The organism is bacterium, from assembly GCA_024742285.1.
Taxonomy (GTDB): domain Bacteria; phylum Myxococcota_A; class UBA9160; order UBA9160; family UBA4427; genus UBA4427.
The window spans coordinates 37,475-54,023 of the sequence record JANSYR010000011.1 but is presented as its reverse complement, the minus strand read 5'-3'; the positions used below and the strand labels follow the sequence as shown (position 1 = coordinate 54,023).

Below are 16,549 nucleotides of genomic sequence, written 5' to 3'. Positions count from 1 at the left end.
GTTCCCCTCCTCCGCCGGCCGGCCGCTCAAGGCGCGAGCCGCCGCAGCGCCACCCGGATCAGCTCCTCGAGCGAAGCGCCCGGCGCCGCCTCGGCGAGCGCCGCCGCGACGACGCGCTCGGCCTGATTGCGGGGATAGCCGAGGTTCACCAGGGCGGACAAGAGCTCCTCGTCCGGCGCCACCTCGCCTACGACCGTCGGCTGGCCGGTGGGCGCGTCACCGCCGAGTCGCCCCGCGAGCTTCTCCGCCTCGTCCCGCAGCTCGACCGCGATCCGCTCGGCGAGCTTCGGACCGACCCCCGGCGCCTTCTTCAGGCCCTTCGCGTCGGCGTCGCGGAGGAGCCGCAGCAGGCGATGGGGCTCCATGCCCGAGAGGATCGACTGCGCGAGCTTCGGCCCCACGCGGTTCGCCTTCAGCAGGAGATGGAAGAGCTCCTTCTCGAGGGACGACGAGAATCCGTAGAGCGTGATCGCGTCCTCGCGGACGGCGGTATGGACGAGGAGCGAGACCGTCTTGCCGAGATCCGGCAGCGTCTCGAAGGTCGAGAGCGGAACGAGAAGCTCGTAGCCCACACCGCGCACGTCGAGGACGATCCGGGTCGGGGCCTTCTCCCGGAGCTGGCCTTCGAGCCACGCGATCATGACGGCGTCCCCACACCGCGGCCCGACAGCGCTTCGGTCAGCGCGCGACGATGGTTGCGGCGGCGACCGCGGATCGGCAGATCGGCGAGCTGGCCGGCCTGGGCGTGCGAGAGCGCGAGCGCCAGCGCATCCGCGGCGTCGGTCGGCGGCGGCTTCGACAGGCCCAGCAGCCGCGTGACCATCTGCTGCATCTGCGCCTTGTCGGCGCCACCGGCACCGGTGATCGCCTTCTTGGCCTCGCGCGCGGCGATCTCGGCGACGCGGACGCCCGAGGCGCCGAGACAGGCCAGCAGGGCTCCTCTCGCTTGTCCGAGGACGAGCGCCGAGCGTGGATTCGCCGCCAGGAAGACGCGCTCGACGACCGCCACCTCCGGCGCGAACTCGGCGACGACGCGCCCGAGCTCGCGGTGAAGGTGGTCGAGACGGATCGCGAGGTCCGCCCCTGCCGGCGGACGCAGGACCGCGTGGTGTACGTGGACGACCCGCGAGCCGGAACGCTCGATCAGGCCGACGCCCGTCGCGTTCGAACCAGGATCCACCCCCAGGATCCGCATGTCACACCTCGGTCGCGGCCCGGGCCGCGTTCACGCACGCTCTCGCTGGCTCACGCCAGCGGGCGCTAGCTCGCGAAGCTCTCCAGCTCCTCCTCGGAGATGTCGAAGTTCGCGTAGAAATTCTGGACGTCGTCGAGATCCTCGAGGGCATCGGCCAGGCGCAGCATCTGCTCCGCCTCCTTGCCCGCGAGCTGGACCGTCGTCGAAGGCTCCATCGTCAGCTCAGCCGTCGCGGGCGTGAATCCGGCGGCCTCGAGCGCTTCCTTGACCGCGTGGAAATCCGTCGGCGACGTCACGACGTCGAGGTTCGATTCGCCCTCCACGACGTCGTCCGCGCCCGCCTCCAGCGCCGCCTCCAACACGGCGTCGCCATCGAGCCCTTCGGTATCGAAGGCGATCAAGCCCTTCTTCTCGAACAGATAGGCGACGCAGCCGCTCTCGCCGAGGTTGCCGCCGTTCTTCGAGAGGACGTGACGCACGTCGCCGACGGTGCGGTTCTTGTTGTCGGACAGCGCCTCGATCAGGATCGCGGTCCCGCCCGGGCCGTACCCCTCGTAGACCATCTCCTCGAAGGACTCGCCGTCGGTCCCGCCGACGCCCTTGGCGATCGCCCGCTCGATGTTGTCCTTGGGCATGTTGGCCTGCTTGGCCTTGTCGACGATCAGGCGCAGGCGCGGGTTCGAGTCGATCTCCCCGCCGCCGATCCGGGCCGCGGTCTGCAGCTCACGGATCAGCTTGGTGAAGATCTTCCCTCGCTTCGCGTCGAGGGCGCCCTTCTTGCGCTTGATCGTGGACCACTTGGAATGACCGGACATCGGGCTGGGCTCCTGCTCGGATCGCGGCCGCGTGGGCCGCCGGAACGGGTTCGCGGGGCCCAGACGGGCGCCAGCGCGTTCCCCGCGTGGACAGACCCCCGGATAGCACAAGGCAGGTCCGGAACCATCCTGAAACCGCCCGCACGCCTGGCCCCGGGGCCTGCCGAGGGGACGATGCCCCGTTCAGTCGGGGTTCCCGCCGACCGATACGCCCAGGGTAGCGCCGGGCACTGCGCCGCCCCCGAAGGGTACGCAGGCCGGCGATCCGTGCGTCGCGAGGGGGACGCATCCGGCCCGACCGGGCGCCCCCACTTCCGATGCGAGAGGAGCCGAGATGGCGGAGATCGCCGTTGGAATCGATCTGGGGACGAGCAACACCTGCGTTTCGATGATGCAGGATGGGCAGGTCAAGGTCCTCGACAACGCATACGGCGAGCGGACTTCCGCTTCCGTCGTCCATTTCCATGACGACGGCAGCGTCGAGGTGGGAAACTCGGCGAAGGCGAAGGTGATCCACGCGCCGGCGCAGACCGTCAGCTCGGCGAAGCGCCTGATCGGCCGGTACTACTTCTCCGAAGAGGTCAAGAAGGCCCAGGCCATCTACGCCTACGAGATCGTCGAGGCACCGAATCACGGCGTGCGCATCGAGATCCGCGAGGAGGAGTTCTCCCTTCCCGAGATCTCGGCGATGGTCCTGCGCGAGATGAAGCAGATCGCGGAGCGCCACGCGGGCGAGCCCGTGACCAAGGCCGTGATCACCGTCCCCGCCTACTTCAACGACAACCAGCGCCAGGCCACCAAGGACGCCGGCCGCATCGCCGGCCTCGACGTGCTCCGCATCCTCAACGAGCCGACCGCCGCCGCCCTCGCCTACGGCTTCGGCATGGGCCTGAACCAGCGCGTCGCCGTCTACGACCTCGGCGGCGGCACTTTCGACATCTCGGTCCTCGAGATCGGGAAGGACATCTTCGAGGTCCTGGCGACCTGTGGCGACACCTTCCTCGGCGGCGACGACTTCGACGACCGGATCATGGACCTGCTCGCGGACGACTTCGTCGGCAAGTACGGCATCAATCCGCGCAACGATCCCTACGCCTACGAGAAGTTGAAGCTCGCCGCGGAGAACGCGAAGAAGGCGCTCTCGGTCGACGAGGAGACCCACGTCGCCCTCGACGACGTCATGACCAACGACGCGGGCGAGGTCCTCGGCCTCGAGCGCACGATCACCCGCGAAGAGTTCACGCAGCTGACCCAGGACCTGGTCATGCGGACGTTCAAGGTCTGCGACGAAGCGCTCCAACAGTCCGACCTCACGGTGCGCGACCTCGACGGCGTGATCCTGGTCGGCGGCCCGACGCGCCTCCCGATCATCCGCGAGGCGGTCGCCCACTACTTCCAGCAGGAGCCCCGCGTCGACGTCGACCCGGACGAGGTCGTGTCGATGGGCGCGGCGATCCACGCGGCTTCGCTCGTGGGCGAAGCGCAGGACTCGATGCTCCTCGACGTGACGCCCCTCGACCTCCGCATCGGTGTCGCGGGGGGGCTCGCCGAGCCGGTGATCGAGCGCAACACGCCGGTCCCGATCGAGCAGACGCGCACCTTCACGACGTTCCAGGACCACCAGGAAGCGGTTCAGATCCGCGTCTACCAGGGGGACCACCGGCAGGCCGAGGACAACACGCTGCTCGGGCAGTTCGAGTTCTCGGGCTTCGAGAAGGGACTGCGCGCCGACGTGAAGATCGACGTGACCTTCGAGATCGACGCCGACGGCATCGTGAACGTGACGGCCGCCGACCAGCGGACCGGCGAAGCCGCCTCGACCCAGATCACCCTCTCCTCCGGCCTCGCCGAGCAGGAGATCGAGAAGATCATCGAGCAGGACGTCGCCGGACGCGTCGCCACGGCGGTCGCCGCCGAGAAGGCCGCCGGCGAGCAGATCCAGCCGATCACGGTCGCCGGCGACGAGCCGGGCAGCCCGACGCCGGTCGTGGCGGCGGACGCCGATTCGCCCTTCGGCGACGGCAGCGAGGACCTCTCGATGGGACGCGACGACGCGCTCGATCTCGAGGCGCTCGACGTCGACGAGGAAGAGCTCGACCTCGTCGACGACGACGAGCTGTTGCAGCTCACCCAGGAGGCCGACGACGGCGTCCCGGCCACGGGCATCCCCCTCGACGCGCCCGCGGACGCCGACGAAGACGACGGCTTCTTCGATACCTCGGGTGGGGACCTCGCCGGTCCGGAGATCGAGCTGACGGAGGAGGAGAAGTAGGAAGGTCCGCCTTGCCTGCCTCCGACCCACCCGCACGAGAGAGACGCCCCGCCCGATGAGCACCGCGATCGACCCCCTCGAGATCGAAGCCCTCGCCCGGATCATGGACGAGCTGGACTACTACCAGCTCCTCGGCGTCGCCCCGCAGGCGACGTCCGCCGAGATCCGGAAGGCGTACCACGCGAGCTCGCGCAGCTTCCATCCGGATGCGAACCGGACGCTCCCGGACGATCTCCGCGCCACCTGCGGGCAGATCTCGAAGCGGATCACCGAAGCCTATTGCGTGCTCCGCGATGCGCGACGACGCAAGGCCTACGACTCGAAGCGCGACGAGAACGACAGTGCCTCGACGCTCCGGATCCAGATCGCCGAGGCGAAGAACGCGCACGTCGAGGCACGCAAGTCCGAGTGCCGCGGCGCGACCGCCCAGGGCCGACAGTTCCACGCCAAGGCGGAGGCCGACATCAAGAGCGGCAACTTCGCGGGCGCGATCCAGAACCTGCAGATGGCCCTCACCTTCGAGCCGGCGAACGCGGGATTCAAGGCGCTCGTCGACGACTTGAAAGAGAAGCAGAAGGCCGGAAACTGACCGTTCCGCGGACACTTCGCCGCTCCGGACCGACACTTCGCGCGACCGGGCTGCTACCCTGCGGCGCATGCGAAAGTCACTGGTTCGCGGGCGCCGCACTCCGGCCGCCCGACCCGGCGCCCGTCGGGCCGCCCACCGCCCCGCTCCGTGGGCGGTCGTCTTCTGCACCCTGCTCGTCGGCTCCCTTCTGCTCGCCTGCTCGGGCGACGGCTCCGACGCGACGGCGCCGCCCGACCCGGCTTCGGCGACTCCGGCGACCTCGAAGACTCCGCCTGCCCTGGGAACGCCCGCCGCCGGTGTGACGGACGTGGCGGCCAGCGGCGTCGTCACGAAGCCGAAGAAGGCCGAGAAAGCACCGCGTCATTCGAACGAGCGACCGATCCCGAACTTCGACGGGCCGACCCTTGCCGGCACGAACCTCTCCATGCAGTCGATGCTCGGCGATCGCATCGTGCTCTTCTTCTTCGATCCGAGCGACCCGAAGAGCGCCTCCGTCGGGCGCGCCGTGCAGGCGCTCCACGAGAAGGGCGCGGACAACAACTTCCGTGTCGTCGGTATCGGTCGCGGCACCAGCCGATCCGCGATCTCGACCTTCGCGCAAACCAACGGCTTCGGCTTCCCGGTGATCGACGACAGCAGCGGCACGATCGGCCGCAAGCTGCGCCTGCAGGTGCCCCTGGCGATCCTCGGTGTGGACGCGGACGGCTACGTCACCTTCGGCCTGTCGTACTTCGCGGCGCCCCAGGATGCGGAAGCCGCGACGAAGGACCAGCTGGCTGCGGCGATGCGCGTCTCCTTCGACGAGGCGGGGGACGGCTCCCTCTACGCCTGGCCCGAAGCGCCCGCCCTCGGCGTCGTCTCGATGGAGGACGGCCAGAAGCTCGAGACCGCCAGTCTGCGCGGACGCTCGGCGGTGGTGATCTTCTTCCTCCACACCTGTCCCCACTGCCACAAGGCGCTCGAAGCGATCAAGGGCATCTTCGATGGCATGCCCGAGGACGAGCGCCCCATCCTCGTCGCGGTCTCGGTCCAGAACGCCCCGACCGCCATCCGCAAGTCGATGGCGGATCTGGGACTCGACTTCTTCACGCCCTATCTCGACCCGAACGGAGACGCCGCCGACGCCTGGGGCGTCACGGGGGGCGTACCCGTCCTGAACGTCGTGGATGCCGAGGGCCGTATCCGCCACCGCAGCGAGGGTTGGAACGAGCGGCGGGACGGCGCGATGCTGCGCATGCAGGTCGCGCGCGCGAGTGGGACGCGGGTCCCGATGATCCTCGATCCGAAGGGCTACAGCGGGAACGATGTCTGCGGCGTCTGCCACGAACAGGAAGCCGCGACCTGGGCGTACACCTCGCACGCGACGGCCTTCGACACGCTCGTGACCCACGAGGCCGATCGCCGCAAGGATTGCGTCGGCTGCCACGTGGTCGGCTACGAAGAGCCCGGCGGCTACGACTTCTACCGGCGGCCGTCTCACCTCGAGAGTGTCGGCTGCGAGTCCTGCCACGGACGCGGTGGACCCCACCTCTCGCCCACCTTCGTCCCCATGAAGGACGGCGCGCGCGACTATTCGGCCGTCTGCGGGACCTGCCACAACGAGACCCACTCGCTCGGCTTCGAGTTCGAGACCTTCCATCCGCGGGTGTCCCACACCCGGATCGCCTCGCTCTCGAACGCCGAGCGCGCCGAGCTCGTCGAGGGCGGCGGCCCCAGCCGCGAGCTGCTCCCGACGACCGCGGACTACGTCGGCAGTCAGGCCTGCCAGAGCTGCCACACGAAGGAGTTCGAGACCTGGGCGGCGAGTCCTCACGGCCACGCCGTCGAGACGCTCGAGAAGAAGGGCAAGGCCGGCGAGGCCGAGTGCCTCCAGTGCCACACGACGGCGTACGGCAAGCCTGGCGGCTTCCCGGAAGGCGCTCCCGTCGTCGATCACCCGGACCTCGCCCGCGTCGGCTGCGAGTCCTGCCACGGACCGGGCGGCGACCACATCGGCGACGACGCCCGGCGCGTGGGCACGATTCTCTCCCTCGGCGACAAGTGCGATTCCTGCGTGATCCTCAAGGTCTGCGGAACCTGCCACGACGACGCGAACGACCCGCGCTTCAAGTTCGAGGTCGAGAAGCGGATCGATGACCAGCGACACGGCACGATCGAGTCCGCCGCGACGCGCGCGGGGCAGTCGGCGTTCCACGTCCCGGACGGCCACCCGACCGAGCCCCGCGATCTCGCGGCCCATGACCGCGCCCTCCTCCGTCACGCCTTCGAACACGCCTTCGAGCCCGTGGACGCGGACGCGGGGACCAGGCCGGACGAGCGCGGCTAGACCATGGACGGCGCCGCGCCCGAACCGGACGAGATCAGCGATCCGCTCGCGGAGGCGCGCGCCCTCACGGCCTCCGCGGCCGCCCTCGTCCGCGAGCTGGTCGAGGAGGACCTCGTCGGCTTCGAGCGCCTGCCGGATCTGCCGGGAGCGGACGCCACCGAGCCGACCGCTGCGCCCCCGGCCCCAGCGGCGGCGTCCGCCGCGCCGGCTGCGCCGAAGTCCCCGCGTCCCGACGTCGCGCCGCCCGTCGAGATCGGCGCGCCGGTGCCCTGGGCCGGGCGACAGCCGACGCTCACGGAGGTCGAGACCCACCTCGGCGATTGCCAGCGCTGCGGACTCTGCGAGGGGCGATCGAGGATCGTCTTCGGCGACGGCAACCCGAATGCCGACCTCCTCTTCATCGGCGAGGGGCCCGGCGCCGAGGAGGACAAGCGCGGACTCCCCTTCGTCGGCCGCGCCGGCGAGCTCCTCACGCAGATGATCGAGAAGGGGATCGGAATCGCGCGGAGCGAGGTCTACATCTGCAACATCGTGAAGTGCCGCCCGCCGCGGAACCGCACGCCCCTCCCGCCCGAGGTCGCCGCCTGCCGCCCCTTCCTCGACGGCCAGATCGAGGCGATCCGGCCGAAGGTGATCGTGACCCTCGGCAAGCCCGCGGCGAGCCTGCTGCTCGACCGCGAGATCGCGATCACACGCCTGCGCGGCACCTGGCAGGACTACCGCGGCATTCCGATGATGCCGACGCTCCACCCGGCCTACGTCCTGCGGCAGTACACGCCGGAGAATCGCCGCGCCGTCTGGGAAGACCTCAAGGCCGCGTGGGACCGAGTGCAGCCTTGAGCGCCTGGAGACAGGCATGACCGCGTCGATGCGGTGCGGGATCGTGCTGCATCCGGCCGGCCACACGCGCTCGCCGGCCATGCACACCGCGGCCTACGCGGCGCTCGGACTCGACGCCGACTACCGGGCGTTCGACGTGCCGCCGGCGGGGCTCGCGGAGGCGGTCGCTCGCTTCCGCGAAGCGGGCCTGCGTCAGCTCGCGGTCTCGATTCCACACAAGGAGTCGATGATGGCGTTCGTCGACGAGCTCGAGCCCGTCGGTCGCGCGATCGGCGCGATCAACACGGTCACCCTCGACGGGAATTCCTGGGTCGGCACCAACACGGACTGGATCGGCGTCCTGCGCGCGCTCGAACGGGCGGGGCCGGTCGACGGACGCCGCGCCGTCGTGCTCGGGGCCGGCGGCACCGCGCGCGCCGCGACCTACGGCCTGCGTGAGCGCGGCTGCGAGGTCTTCGTCCTGAACCGAACGGTCGAACGAGCCGAGGCGCTGGTGACCGAGCTGGGCGCGACAGCGGCCGGCCCACTCGATCAGCTTCCCGACCTCGACGCGGCGCTCGTCGTGAACACGACCAGCGTCGGCATGAACGAGGATCGCTCCCCGATCGAGGCCTCGTGGCTCACGGAAGGCATGACGGTGCTCGACGCGGTCTACGCGCCGGAGCGCACCCGCCTCCTCGAAGACGCGGAGGCCGTCGGCGCGACCCCGGTCGGCGGCAAGTGGATGCTCGTCCATCAAGCCGTCGAACAGCTCCGCCGCTGGACGACGCTCCTCCCCGAGCCCCCGCACGAAGCCGACTTCGTGCACGCCACCGACGTCATGGCCGAGGCGTTCGACGAGGCGGGTCGATGAATCTCTTCGAGTACTTGACCGTCGCGGTCTCCATCGTCCTCTCGATGTCGATCGTTCGCAGCCTCGAGAGCTTCGGGGACGTCGTCGACCCGCAGCGACGCGACCCGATCCACGTCACCTGGTTCGCCCTGAAGGCGTCCCAACCCGCGCTGATGTGGTGGTCGATCTGGGGGCTGCACGACCAGACCGCTTGGAACTACGCCGCATTCCTGCTTTGCCTGGCGGGTCCGATCTTCCTCTTCTTCCAGGTCACCACGTTGACTACCCGCGAGCCCGACGAAGTCGAAGACTGGGGGGCGCACTTCATGCGCTGCCGCCGACGCTTCTTCTCCGCGAACATCGCGCTCGCGGGGAGCGGACCCGCCCTGGTCGCGGTGCTCGGCGATACCGAGACGGCCCGCGTGCTGATCGGCGGCGTCACCCTCGAGATCGTGGTCTCGGTGGTCGGCATCTCGACGACGAACCGTCGCGTCCACCAGGTTCTCGCCGCGTTGATCGTGACCAGCTTCGCGCTCTGGTCCGTGCTGCTCTTCGAGCCCGTCTGAATCGACGGCGACACGACCCGCGGCGTGTCGCCGCAATCCTCGCCACGACGGCCCCTCGCAGCGAGCCGTTTCGCCGCGCGTCTCGACGTACCTCGGGGCGGAGGCGCGTCCCGTCCGACGCAGAAAGCAGAAGGGGCCAGCGCGTTCGCGCTGGCCCCTTCTGTCTTCGGCCGTGGTCGATCAGCGCCGCTGGCGCTGATTCGCTGTCTAGCCGGCGTAGCCCCACTTCTCCTTGTTCGCGGAGATCTGGTCGGGGGACGGGACGTCGACGTCGTCGCGCTCCGGCACCTCGAAGTCGTCGCGCTCGTCGACGATCTTGGCGTTGAGCGCCACGTCCTCTTCGAACACGCTCGGGACCTGCTCGTCCTCGAAGATCGCTTCCCAGGGGCACTCCGGCTCGCAGACGCCGCAGTTGATGCACTCCTCGGGATCGATGTAGAGCTGGTTCTCGTAGCCGGGGGCGTCGCCCTTGTCCTTGTGCTGAACGATGCAGTCGACGGGGCAGACCTCGACGCATGCCATGTCCACACAGTCTCGACACATTCGGGTGATCACCCAGGCCATTCGGAACCCCTCTCTATCTCTGTCTGATTCGCCTTCGCGTCGCGTTCGGAAGGCGTGTAGCTGGCGCGTACCCGTCCGACCCCCGTCGGATGCGGCCTCGCAAAGTTAGCGAGCCGACCCGGCCGGTCGAGGGCCCCAAACCTCTCGGAGTGAGGGCGCGACCCGCCAGCAATCGGCGGCGGACGTCGTCTACTTGAGCTTCGTCTCTTTGTAGAGAACGTGCTTGCGGACGACCGGGTCGTACTTCTTGAACTCGAGCTTGTTCGGCGTGTTCGTCCGGTTCTTCGAGGTCGTGTAGAAGTGCCCCGTGCCGGCGGTGCTCTCGAGCTTGATCTGCTCGCGCTTGCCCTTCTTGGCCATGGTCTTGCTTCCTTGCGTGTGGAAAGGTGAATCGACGTTCCGGCCTAGGGCTCGGGAACGACGTCACCGCCGCGCGCGAAGACGCGGACCTTCTTGCCGTCCCGCTCTTCGAAGCGAACGCGGGAGGGCTTGTTGTCCGACGGGTTCACGAGCATCACGTTGGACGCATCGATGAAGCCTTCGGTCTCGACGATTCCACCCTCGCGGGCGCCGCTGCGACCGGGGCGGAGATGACGCTTCTGGAGACGCACGCCCTCGACGCGGACGCGGCCCTTCTGCGGATCGACGGCGATCACCCGTCCCTGCACGGGCGGGTTCGCGGACGCGCCGGCGCCGCTCACGACCTGGACGAGGTCGCCTCTTCGGATCTTCTGCATGCCTGATTACCTGCTTCCGGCCAGGAGGGGCCGGGAAAGAGCGCCTATGTATCCGGGAAAATTGGGCTTTCGTCAAGGCCCCAAGGGGTGAAATCCACCGAATCCCGGTCGACGGGCGAGACGCGCGTCGCCCCGGATCGGACGAGCGGGCGTGAGACCGTAGGGTACTCTCGCGCCGCAACGGAGAGGCGGCTGGAGGGATTCATGCGCAAGTTGCTGGTCGGGGTCGGAATTCTCAGCCTGCTCGGCATCGGGGCCTGCTTCGCGCTGCCGGTCGTCCGGGGGCCGATCGTCTCCTTCATGACGGGCCGGGGGATCGACGCGCCGTCCGAGGACCTCCTCCAGAGCCGGTACCGGGTGGCTCCGGGCTACACCCTGGAGCTCTTCGCCGAGGACATCCTGACCGCGCGATTCCTGCGCTTCAGCCCCGGTGGGGCCCTCCTCGTCAGCCAACCGCGCCAGGGTCGGATCCTCCACGTGCTCCCGGACGGAGACGGAGACGGCCGCTCGGACGGCACGCGGGTCCTGCTCGAGGGGCTCGACCGCGCCCACGGCCTCGACTTCCACGACGGCCACCTCTACCTGGGCGAGACCGGCGCGGTCGTGCGTGTGCCGATCGCGGACGATGGCCCGGAGACGATCCGGGTCGCCGGCCCGGTCGAAACCGTCGTCGAAGACATCCCGCCGGGCGGGGGCCACTGGACCCGGACGCTCCGCTTCGGACCGGACGGGGGTCTCTACGTCCACGTCGGCTCGAGCTGCAACGTCTGCGAGGAAGAGGATCCGCGTCGGGCCGCGATCCTTCGCTACGAGCCCGACGGCAGCGGCGAGGAGATCTACGCGTCGGGACTCCGCAACTCCGTGGGTTTCGACTGGCAGCCGGGAACGAACGACCTCTACGCGACCGACAACGGGCGCGACCTGCTCGGCGACGACTACCCGCCCTGCGAGCTCAACCGGGTCGAGCGCGGCGGCTTCTACGGATGGCCCTACGCGAACGGCTTCGGGGACGTCGATCCCGACTTCGGCGAGGACAACCCGGACAAGGTCGCCGCGACGATCCCGCCGGTCCACGGCTTCCGCGCGCACAACGCGCCGCTCGGGATCACGTTCCTTCGCCACCCGGACACGCCGGAAGCGCTCCAGGGCGCCGCGCTCGTCGCGCTCCACGGCTCCTGGAACCGCTCCCGCCTCGACGGCTACAAGGTCGTCTCGCTCCATTGGAAGCCGAACGGCGAGGTCGACGAGCGGGACTTCCTGACCGGCTTCGAGGTCGACGAGGACGTGACCGGTCGCCCGGTGGACGTGATCGAGGGACCGGACGGCTCGATCTACGTGAGCGACGACTACGCGGGCTCGATCTTCCGGATCCACCGGGGTCCGGCGACCGCCGCCGCCGCGCTCACGGCCGATGCGTCCGGCGGCTCGCCCACCGAGCGGGCCCCACTCATGGACCTGGATCCCGAGACGCGACAGGCGCTCGATCTCGCCGGCGCCGCCCTCTTCCGGCGGAACGCCTGCGGTACCTGTCACCTGGCCGAAGAAGCCGCCTCCGGCGTCGTCGCGAAGCCCCTCGAGGGCCTGGGCGCGAAGTACTCCGTCGACGCGCTGACGGGATTCTTCCTGTCGCCGACGCCGCCGATGCCCGCGTTCGAGCTGCCGGAGGAGGAGCGTCGCGCGCTCGCGGTCCACCTGCTCTCGCGCTTCGAGTAGCGGAGCGACGCGCCCTCGCCGATGGGTCGCGCCCTCGCCGATCGGTCGCGCCCTCGCCTACCGGTGATGGTGCGTGAAGACGCCGTCCTCACGCCGCTCGGTCACGAGCAGTCCGTCGTCCTCGAGACAGTCGAGCGCGCCGATCAGCAGCAGTAGATGAGTCCACATGTCCGACGACGGCTCGTCGTTCGGGAAGAGCGCCTTCCAGAGCTCGAAGGCGGTGACGTCCTGGCCCATCGCGGCCAGGCTCCGCAGCCCGCGATCGATCCGCTGGAGGCGGACGTCGTAGTGGAGCAGCGTGTCCCGGATCGCGCGCTCGGCCCGCCGGAGGGCCATGCCGTACCCGGGCAGGACGAGTCGGACCGGGCGTCGCCGCAGTCGGCGGAGCGTCTTTCGCATCTCGACCAGCCCGCGGAAGCGCGGTCGTCGCCGGAGCGGATCCGCCGGATCCGGCAACGCGCCCTGCAGAAAGTTCTCGGCGTAGGGAATCGCTTGCGCCATCACCTGGTCGCCCGTGAAGAGCAGCCCCCTCGACTCTTCTTCGAGCACGATGTGTCCGGGCGTGTGACCGGGTGCGTGCAGGACGGACAGGCTCCAGTCCTTCCAGGCGATCCGGTCCCCTTCGGACAGGCGGTGATCGACCTGCGTGGGCACCGCCTCCGCGATGTCGACGCGCGACGCTTCACGCCGGTCGCGTTCGAGGCGAACGGCGATCTCTTCGGGCACCCCGAAGTCCATGAAGAGCGGCGTCATGCCCACGATCCGCTCGCGGAGGACCCGATCGTAGTTCTCGATCCGCTCGGCATCGGCCTCGTGCGCCCAGCACTCGAGCTCGGCTCCGGCCTCGCGCAGCCCTTCGACGAAGCCGAAGTGGTCACGATGGGCGTGGGTGACGACGACCCGCTCGATCTCATCGAGCCCGTGGCCGAGAGAATCGAGGGCTGCCCGGAGGGCCGCCTGTGAGGCGGGCGTCGCCACGCCGGCGTCGATCAGCGTGAGGGGCTGACCCTCGATCAGATAGACCTGCGTCGAGCCGGGTGCCCAATCGAGCGGGAGCTCGATCGCGTGGACGAAGGGGCATTCGGGAACCGGCTGACGAACCTGTGGGGGCGAGGCGGTTCCGGCTCGGGAGCGAGTCCAGACCTGCGACATGGCGTCAGGGTAGCAGTCGGGCCCCGAATCGTCGCCAGGGAAAGGTCGGACGGCGCGTCCCGTGAACGATCCCGCTCTTGCGCGCGAGGAGGACGTTTCGATCGCGAGAAGACCCGAGATCGTGTGCTTCGGGTATTCTCTCGCGATGCCCGTGTCGCCCGTCACCGTGCGCCGAATCCGCTGCGCCCGCCTCTTCGCGAGCCTCGCGACGTGGGTCGCGATCGCGCTCGCCCCGACGTCGGCCCTCGGCGAGTCGAGCCTGGCGCTGCGGGCCGGTCACTCCCTCGAGGCCATCGGGGCGACGACCTTCGACGAGCGCGGCCGCGCGATCGGCCACTCGAGCTTCGAGGCCTGGAAGGAGGACGACGGGTCCCACCGGATGAAGGTGACGATGGGCACCGACGCCGGCGGACGCAACGTGTCGCAGGCGGTGCTCGCGCCGGTCGCCGGAGGCCTGGCCGGCGCTCCACCGACCGACGGGCTCACGCTGCGCGTCGTCGAGGAGCGTTCGCAGTCGACCACCGCCGAGGGTCGGATCCTCCCGCTGCTGGTGATCGACCACCGCGCCGGCCGCGTCAGCTGCTACGACGAGGGCGAATCCGAGTCCGGCGGTCGACACGTCGACATCGAGGGCGACGATCGGGTCGTCAACGTGCCGATGCAGCTGCTCTTCGATCCGCTCGTGCGCGGCGACATCGACGCGGTCCACTTCCAGATCGCGGCCTGTAACGACGGCCCCGTGCTCCACGACATGATCGCCGTCCGAGGCAAGACGCGAAACCAGCTCGGCCGGAAGGTGGTCGAGATCGAGTACGGCCCCGACTTCGGGAAGACCGTCGCCTGGCTCGCGAGCCGACTTCTGCCGAGCTTCTCGTTCTGGTTCGATGCCGACACCGGCGCCTACCTGGGGCACCGCATGCCGCTTCACCGGAAGGGTCCCGAGATCACGCTCGTGCGCCAGGGGCTCACCCTCCCCGAGATCGGGATCCAGCACTGATTCGTCGCCTGCGGGCGACCGGCGACGGGATTGCCCCGTTCGGCGCTCGAGCCCGGCGTTCCCGTCGCGCGGATCGCGCTAGCGGGCGGCGGCAGGGCTCGGCGCATTGGCCCAGGGCGTCGAGTCGACGACCTGGATGCCGGCGGCGCTCGACGCCACGAGGTGGCGGCCCATCACGCTGACGCGGTCGCGGGCGCCGACGTCGATCGTCTCCTCGACGCGGTCGAGTCGACGCGTGAGGAGCTGCAGGCCCCGCTCGCCGACCAGGAAGGTCCGGCCGCGGACGCGCGACGCGTCGACCACTTCGCCGACCTCGCGGCTCGAGAGCTTCGCGATGGCCTTCGGCTTCTTCGGATTCGCGAGATCGACGACCAGCGCCCCACCCGGCCCGGTCACGACCGCCGCCCGATCGAGCACGCGGACGTTGTTGGGGCCGAAGGTCTTGCCGAGCTTGAGCTGCGCGATCACGCGGTTCTCCGCGAGCAGCGCGAGCGTCGAGAGGTAGACCGATTCGCCGTCGACGAAGACGAGGGTCTCGCCGAGGGCGTCGACGCTCTTGACGATCCGGCGCATCACGCGGCGCATCTCGCCGGTGGCCGGGTCGAGGACCTGGAGCCCCTTCGCGCTGGCGATCACCATCTGCTCTCCAACCGGCGCGATCGAGAGCACGCGGCCGATCTCGCCGCGATTCCAGGTCCGTTCGGCGATCGGCCCCTTCGCCGTGAAGCGCACGAACTCGAGGCCTTCCTCGCCGTAGATGGCGATCCGACCGCCCATCGACCGGATGCCCGACCACTTCTTGTAGTCCTCGCCCCGCGCGTAGCGCGCCAGGGTGATCGGCTCGGTCGGGTCGGCGAGCCCGAGCAGCTCGAAGTCCCCGTCCTCGTAGAGGACGACCGTGCGATCGCCGAATCCGTCGAGGTCGACGACCGGCCGCTGGAGCGCGATCGGCGGGCGGACGGTCGTGTCGTTCCGCCAGCTCGCCACCGGGACGAAGAACTCGCTCCAGTACTTGGACGCCGTCTGCCCGAAGAGCACGGACGTGCCGGGCACGTAGGACTTGTCTTCGACCCGGAGCTCGAAACGGCGGGTCGCGATCGGCGCCTCGCCGGCCTTCGCCCGGAGGACGACCTCCGTCGTACCGAGCATCGCGGGCCGCGCGAGCTGCCCGCCCTCGACCTCCCGACCGACGGCGGCTTCGGTGTGACGGACCTCGAGGCGCGCGCGCGGGAAGTTGCGGAGTCGCTCGGGGGCGACGCCGTCGGGCGCCACCATGAGCTTCACGCCCACGCGCTCGGTCAGCTTGGCCATACGGTCGATCAGCGCCGTCCGGACGCGCTTGCGCTCCGGCGTATCGGCCGCGACGTCGAGGACGAGGCCGATCGAATCGAAGCCCGCCGCGCGCTTCGCAGCGACGGCGTCGACCGTCCGCTTCGCTTCGGCGGCGAAGTCACTCTGGGGATGCGCCTGCGCGAAACTCGCGAGTCGGTCGGCATCGCCGCCGAACCCTTCGCTCTCGACGAACACGGCGTTGCCGCGGGCGCGGGCCTCGAACTCGCCGCCCGGGAAGCGGTCGACGAAGTCGTGGTAGGCCCGTGCGGTCCCGGCGGCGCGTGCCGCCTCGAAGGCCGGTTTCTCGAGGGCGGGATGGAGTCGCGCGAGGAGATCGCTGTTCGGATAGCGACGACGGAAGGACTCGTAGCCTGTGAGCGTCGGCTCGCGGTAGAGCTTGTGGAAGTCGAGGTGTTCCCGCGCCTGGTCCGCGTACTCCGAATCGCCGTGCTCGCGCATGAACCGGTAGTAGGCGGACGGCGTGTCTTCCTCGAGCGCCTGCTGCCAGGCCCTGCCCACGCAGCCACCGAGGCTGGCGACCATCGCGAGCGCGAGGACGAGGCCCAGCGTACGACGCAGGGCGGGGGCGAAACGGGAAGCGGAACGGGTCTTCATCGCG

Annotated in this window: 15 protein-coding genes and 1 pseudogene; 8 read left to right on the top strand and 8 right to left on the bottom strand. The window is 69.8% G+C overall.

What is annotated here, in order from left to right:
- Positions 1 to 26: 26 nt before the first annotated feature.
- The 3 genes from ruvA to NXI30_19100 form a co-directional block, all read right to left on the bottom strand.
- The gene (ruvA, locus tag NXI30_19110) at positions 27 to 641 is read right to left on the bottom strand and encodes a Holliday junction branch migration protein RuvA (GenBank protein ID MCR9096340.1); all 615 of its coding nucleotides are present in this window, start codon (positions 639 to 641) and stop codon (positions 27 to 29) included.
- The gene (gene ruvC / locus NXI30_19105) at positions 638 to 1,180 is read right to left on the bottom strand and encodes a crossover junction endodeoxyribonuclease RuvC (GenBank protein MCR9096339.1); all 543 of its coding nucleotides are present in this window, start codon (positions 1,178 to 1,180) and stop codon (positions 638 to 640) included. The genes ruvA and ruvC overlap by 4 nt, the downstream gene beginning before the upstream one ends.
- A gap of 80 nt (positions 1,181 to 1,260) precedes the next feature.
- Entirely contained in the window at positions 1,261 to 2,010 is a 750-nt protein-coding gene (locus NXI30_19100; protein ID MCR9096338.1) for a YebC/PmpR family DNA-binding transcriptional regulator, read from the bottom strand.
- A gap of 334 nt (positions 2,011 to 2,344) precedes the next feature.
- Here NXI30_19100 and NXI30_19095 point away from each other — a divergent pair.
- The 6 genes and pseudogenes from NXI30_19095 (at position 2,345) to NXI30_19070 (ending at position 9,435) form a co-directional block, all read left to right on the top strand.
- Positions 2,345 to 3,892: pseudogene (locus tag NXI30_19095) on the top strand (Hsp70 family protein).
- Positions 3,893 to 4,337: 445 nt separating this feature from the next.
- Positions 4,338 to 4,871 (top strand): DnaJ domain-containing protein, encoded by a 534-nt coding sequence (locus NXI30_19090; GenBank protein ID MCR9096337.1) that lies wholly within the window; start codon positions 4,338 to 4,340, stop codon positions 4,869 to 4,871.
- A gap of 67 nt (positions 4,872 to 4,938) precedes the next feature.
- Positions 4,939 to 7,197 (top strand): redoxin domain-containing protein, encoded by a 2,259-nt coding sequence (locus NXI30_19085; protein ID MCR9096336.1) that lies wholly within the window; start codon positions 4,939 to 4,941, stop codon positions 7,195 to 7,197.
- Between the two features lie 3 nt (positions 7,198 to 7,200).
- Complete coding sequence (locus tag NXI30_19080; GenBank protein MCR9096335.1) at positions 7,201 to 8,037, top strand: uracil-DNA glycosylase; 837 nt, start codon at positions 7,201 to 7,203, stop codon at positions 8,035 to 8,037.
- Positions 8,038 to 8,053: 16 nt separating this feature from the next.
- On the top strand, positions 8,054 to 8,890 hold the full coding sequence (aroE, locus tag NXI30_19075; protein MCR9096334.1) for a shikimate dehydrogenase: 837 nt from the start codon (positions 8,054 to 8,056) through the stop codon (positions 8,888 to 8,890).
- The gene (locus NXI30_19070) at positions 8,887 to 9,435 is read left to right on the top strand and encodes a hypothetical protein (GenBank protein MCR9096333.1); all 549 of its coding nucleotides are present in this window, start codon (positions 8,887 to 8,889) and stop codon (positions 9,433 to 9,435) included. Before aroE ends, NXI30_19070 begins: the two co-directional genes overlap by 4 nt.
- Before the next feature lie 207 nt (positions 9,436 to 9,642).
- Here NXI30_19070 and NXI30_19065 read toward each other — a convergent pair whose 3' ends face one another.
- The 3 genes from NXI30_19065 to rplX form a co-directional block, all read right to left on the bottom strand.
- Positions 9,643 to 9,978, bottom strand: a complete 336-nt coding sequence (locus tag NXI30_19065) for a 4Fe-4S binding protein (protein MCR9096332.1) — start codon at positions 9,976 to 9,978, stop codon at positions 9,643 to 9,645.
- 210 nt (positions 9,979 to 10,188) lie between these two features.
- A complete protein-coding gene (gene rpmG / locus NXI30_19060; protein ID MCR9096331.1) occupies positions 10,189 to 10,359 on the bottom strand; it encodes a 50S ribosomal protein L33 in 171 nt (56 codons plus the stop codon).
- A gap of 44 nt (positions 10,360 to 10,403) precedes the next feature.
- Positions 10,404 to 10,736, bottom strand: coding sequence for a 50S ribosomal protein L24 (rplX, locus tag NXI30_19055; GenBank protein MCR9096330.1), 333 nt, complete (start codon positions 10,734 to 10,736; stop codon positions 10,404 to 10,406).
- 204 nt (positions 10,737 to 10,940) lie between these two features.
- Between rplX and NXI30_19050 the strand changes: the two genes are divergently transcribed.
- A complete protein-coding gene (locus tag NXI30_19050; protein ID MCR9096329.1) occupies positions 10,941 to 12,449 on the top strand; it encodes a PQQ-dependent sugar dehydrogenase in 1,509 nt (502 codons plus the stop codon).
- A 57-nt stretch (positions 12,450 to 12,506) separates the two neighbouring features.
- Here the strand turns inward: NXI30_19050 and NXI30_19045 are convergent, their stop codons facing one another.
- Positions 12,507 to 13,601 carry an MBL fold metallo-hydrolase gene (locus NXI30_19045; GenBank protein ID MCR9096328.1) on the bottom strand — a complete coding sequence of 365 codons (1,095 nt, stop codon included), beginning with the start codon at positions 13,599 to 13,601 and terminating at the stop codon, positions 12,507 to 12,509.
- 145 nt (positions 13,602 to 13,746) lie between these two features.
- Between NXI30_19045 and NXI30_19040 the strand changes: the two genes are divergently transcribed.
- Positions 13,747 to 14,598, top strand: coding sequence for a hypothetical protein (locus tag NXI30_19040; GenBank protein ID MCR9096327.1), 852 nt, complete (start codon positions 13,747 to 13,749; stop codon positions 14,596 to 14,598).
- A gap of 78 nt (positions 14,599 to 14,676) precedes the next feature.
- On the opposite strand, the gene NXI30_19035 is transcribed toward NXI30_19040, so the two are convergent.
- The gene (locus NXI30_19035) at positions 14,677 to 16,545 is read right to left on the bottom strand and encodes a hypothetical protein (GenBank protein ID MCR9096326.1); all 1,869 of its coding nucleotides are present in this window, start codon (positions 16,543 to 16,545) and stop codon (positions 14,677 to 14,679) included.
- Positions 16,546 to 16,549: the final 4 nt, after the last annotated feature.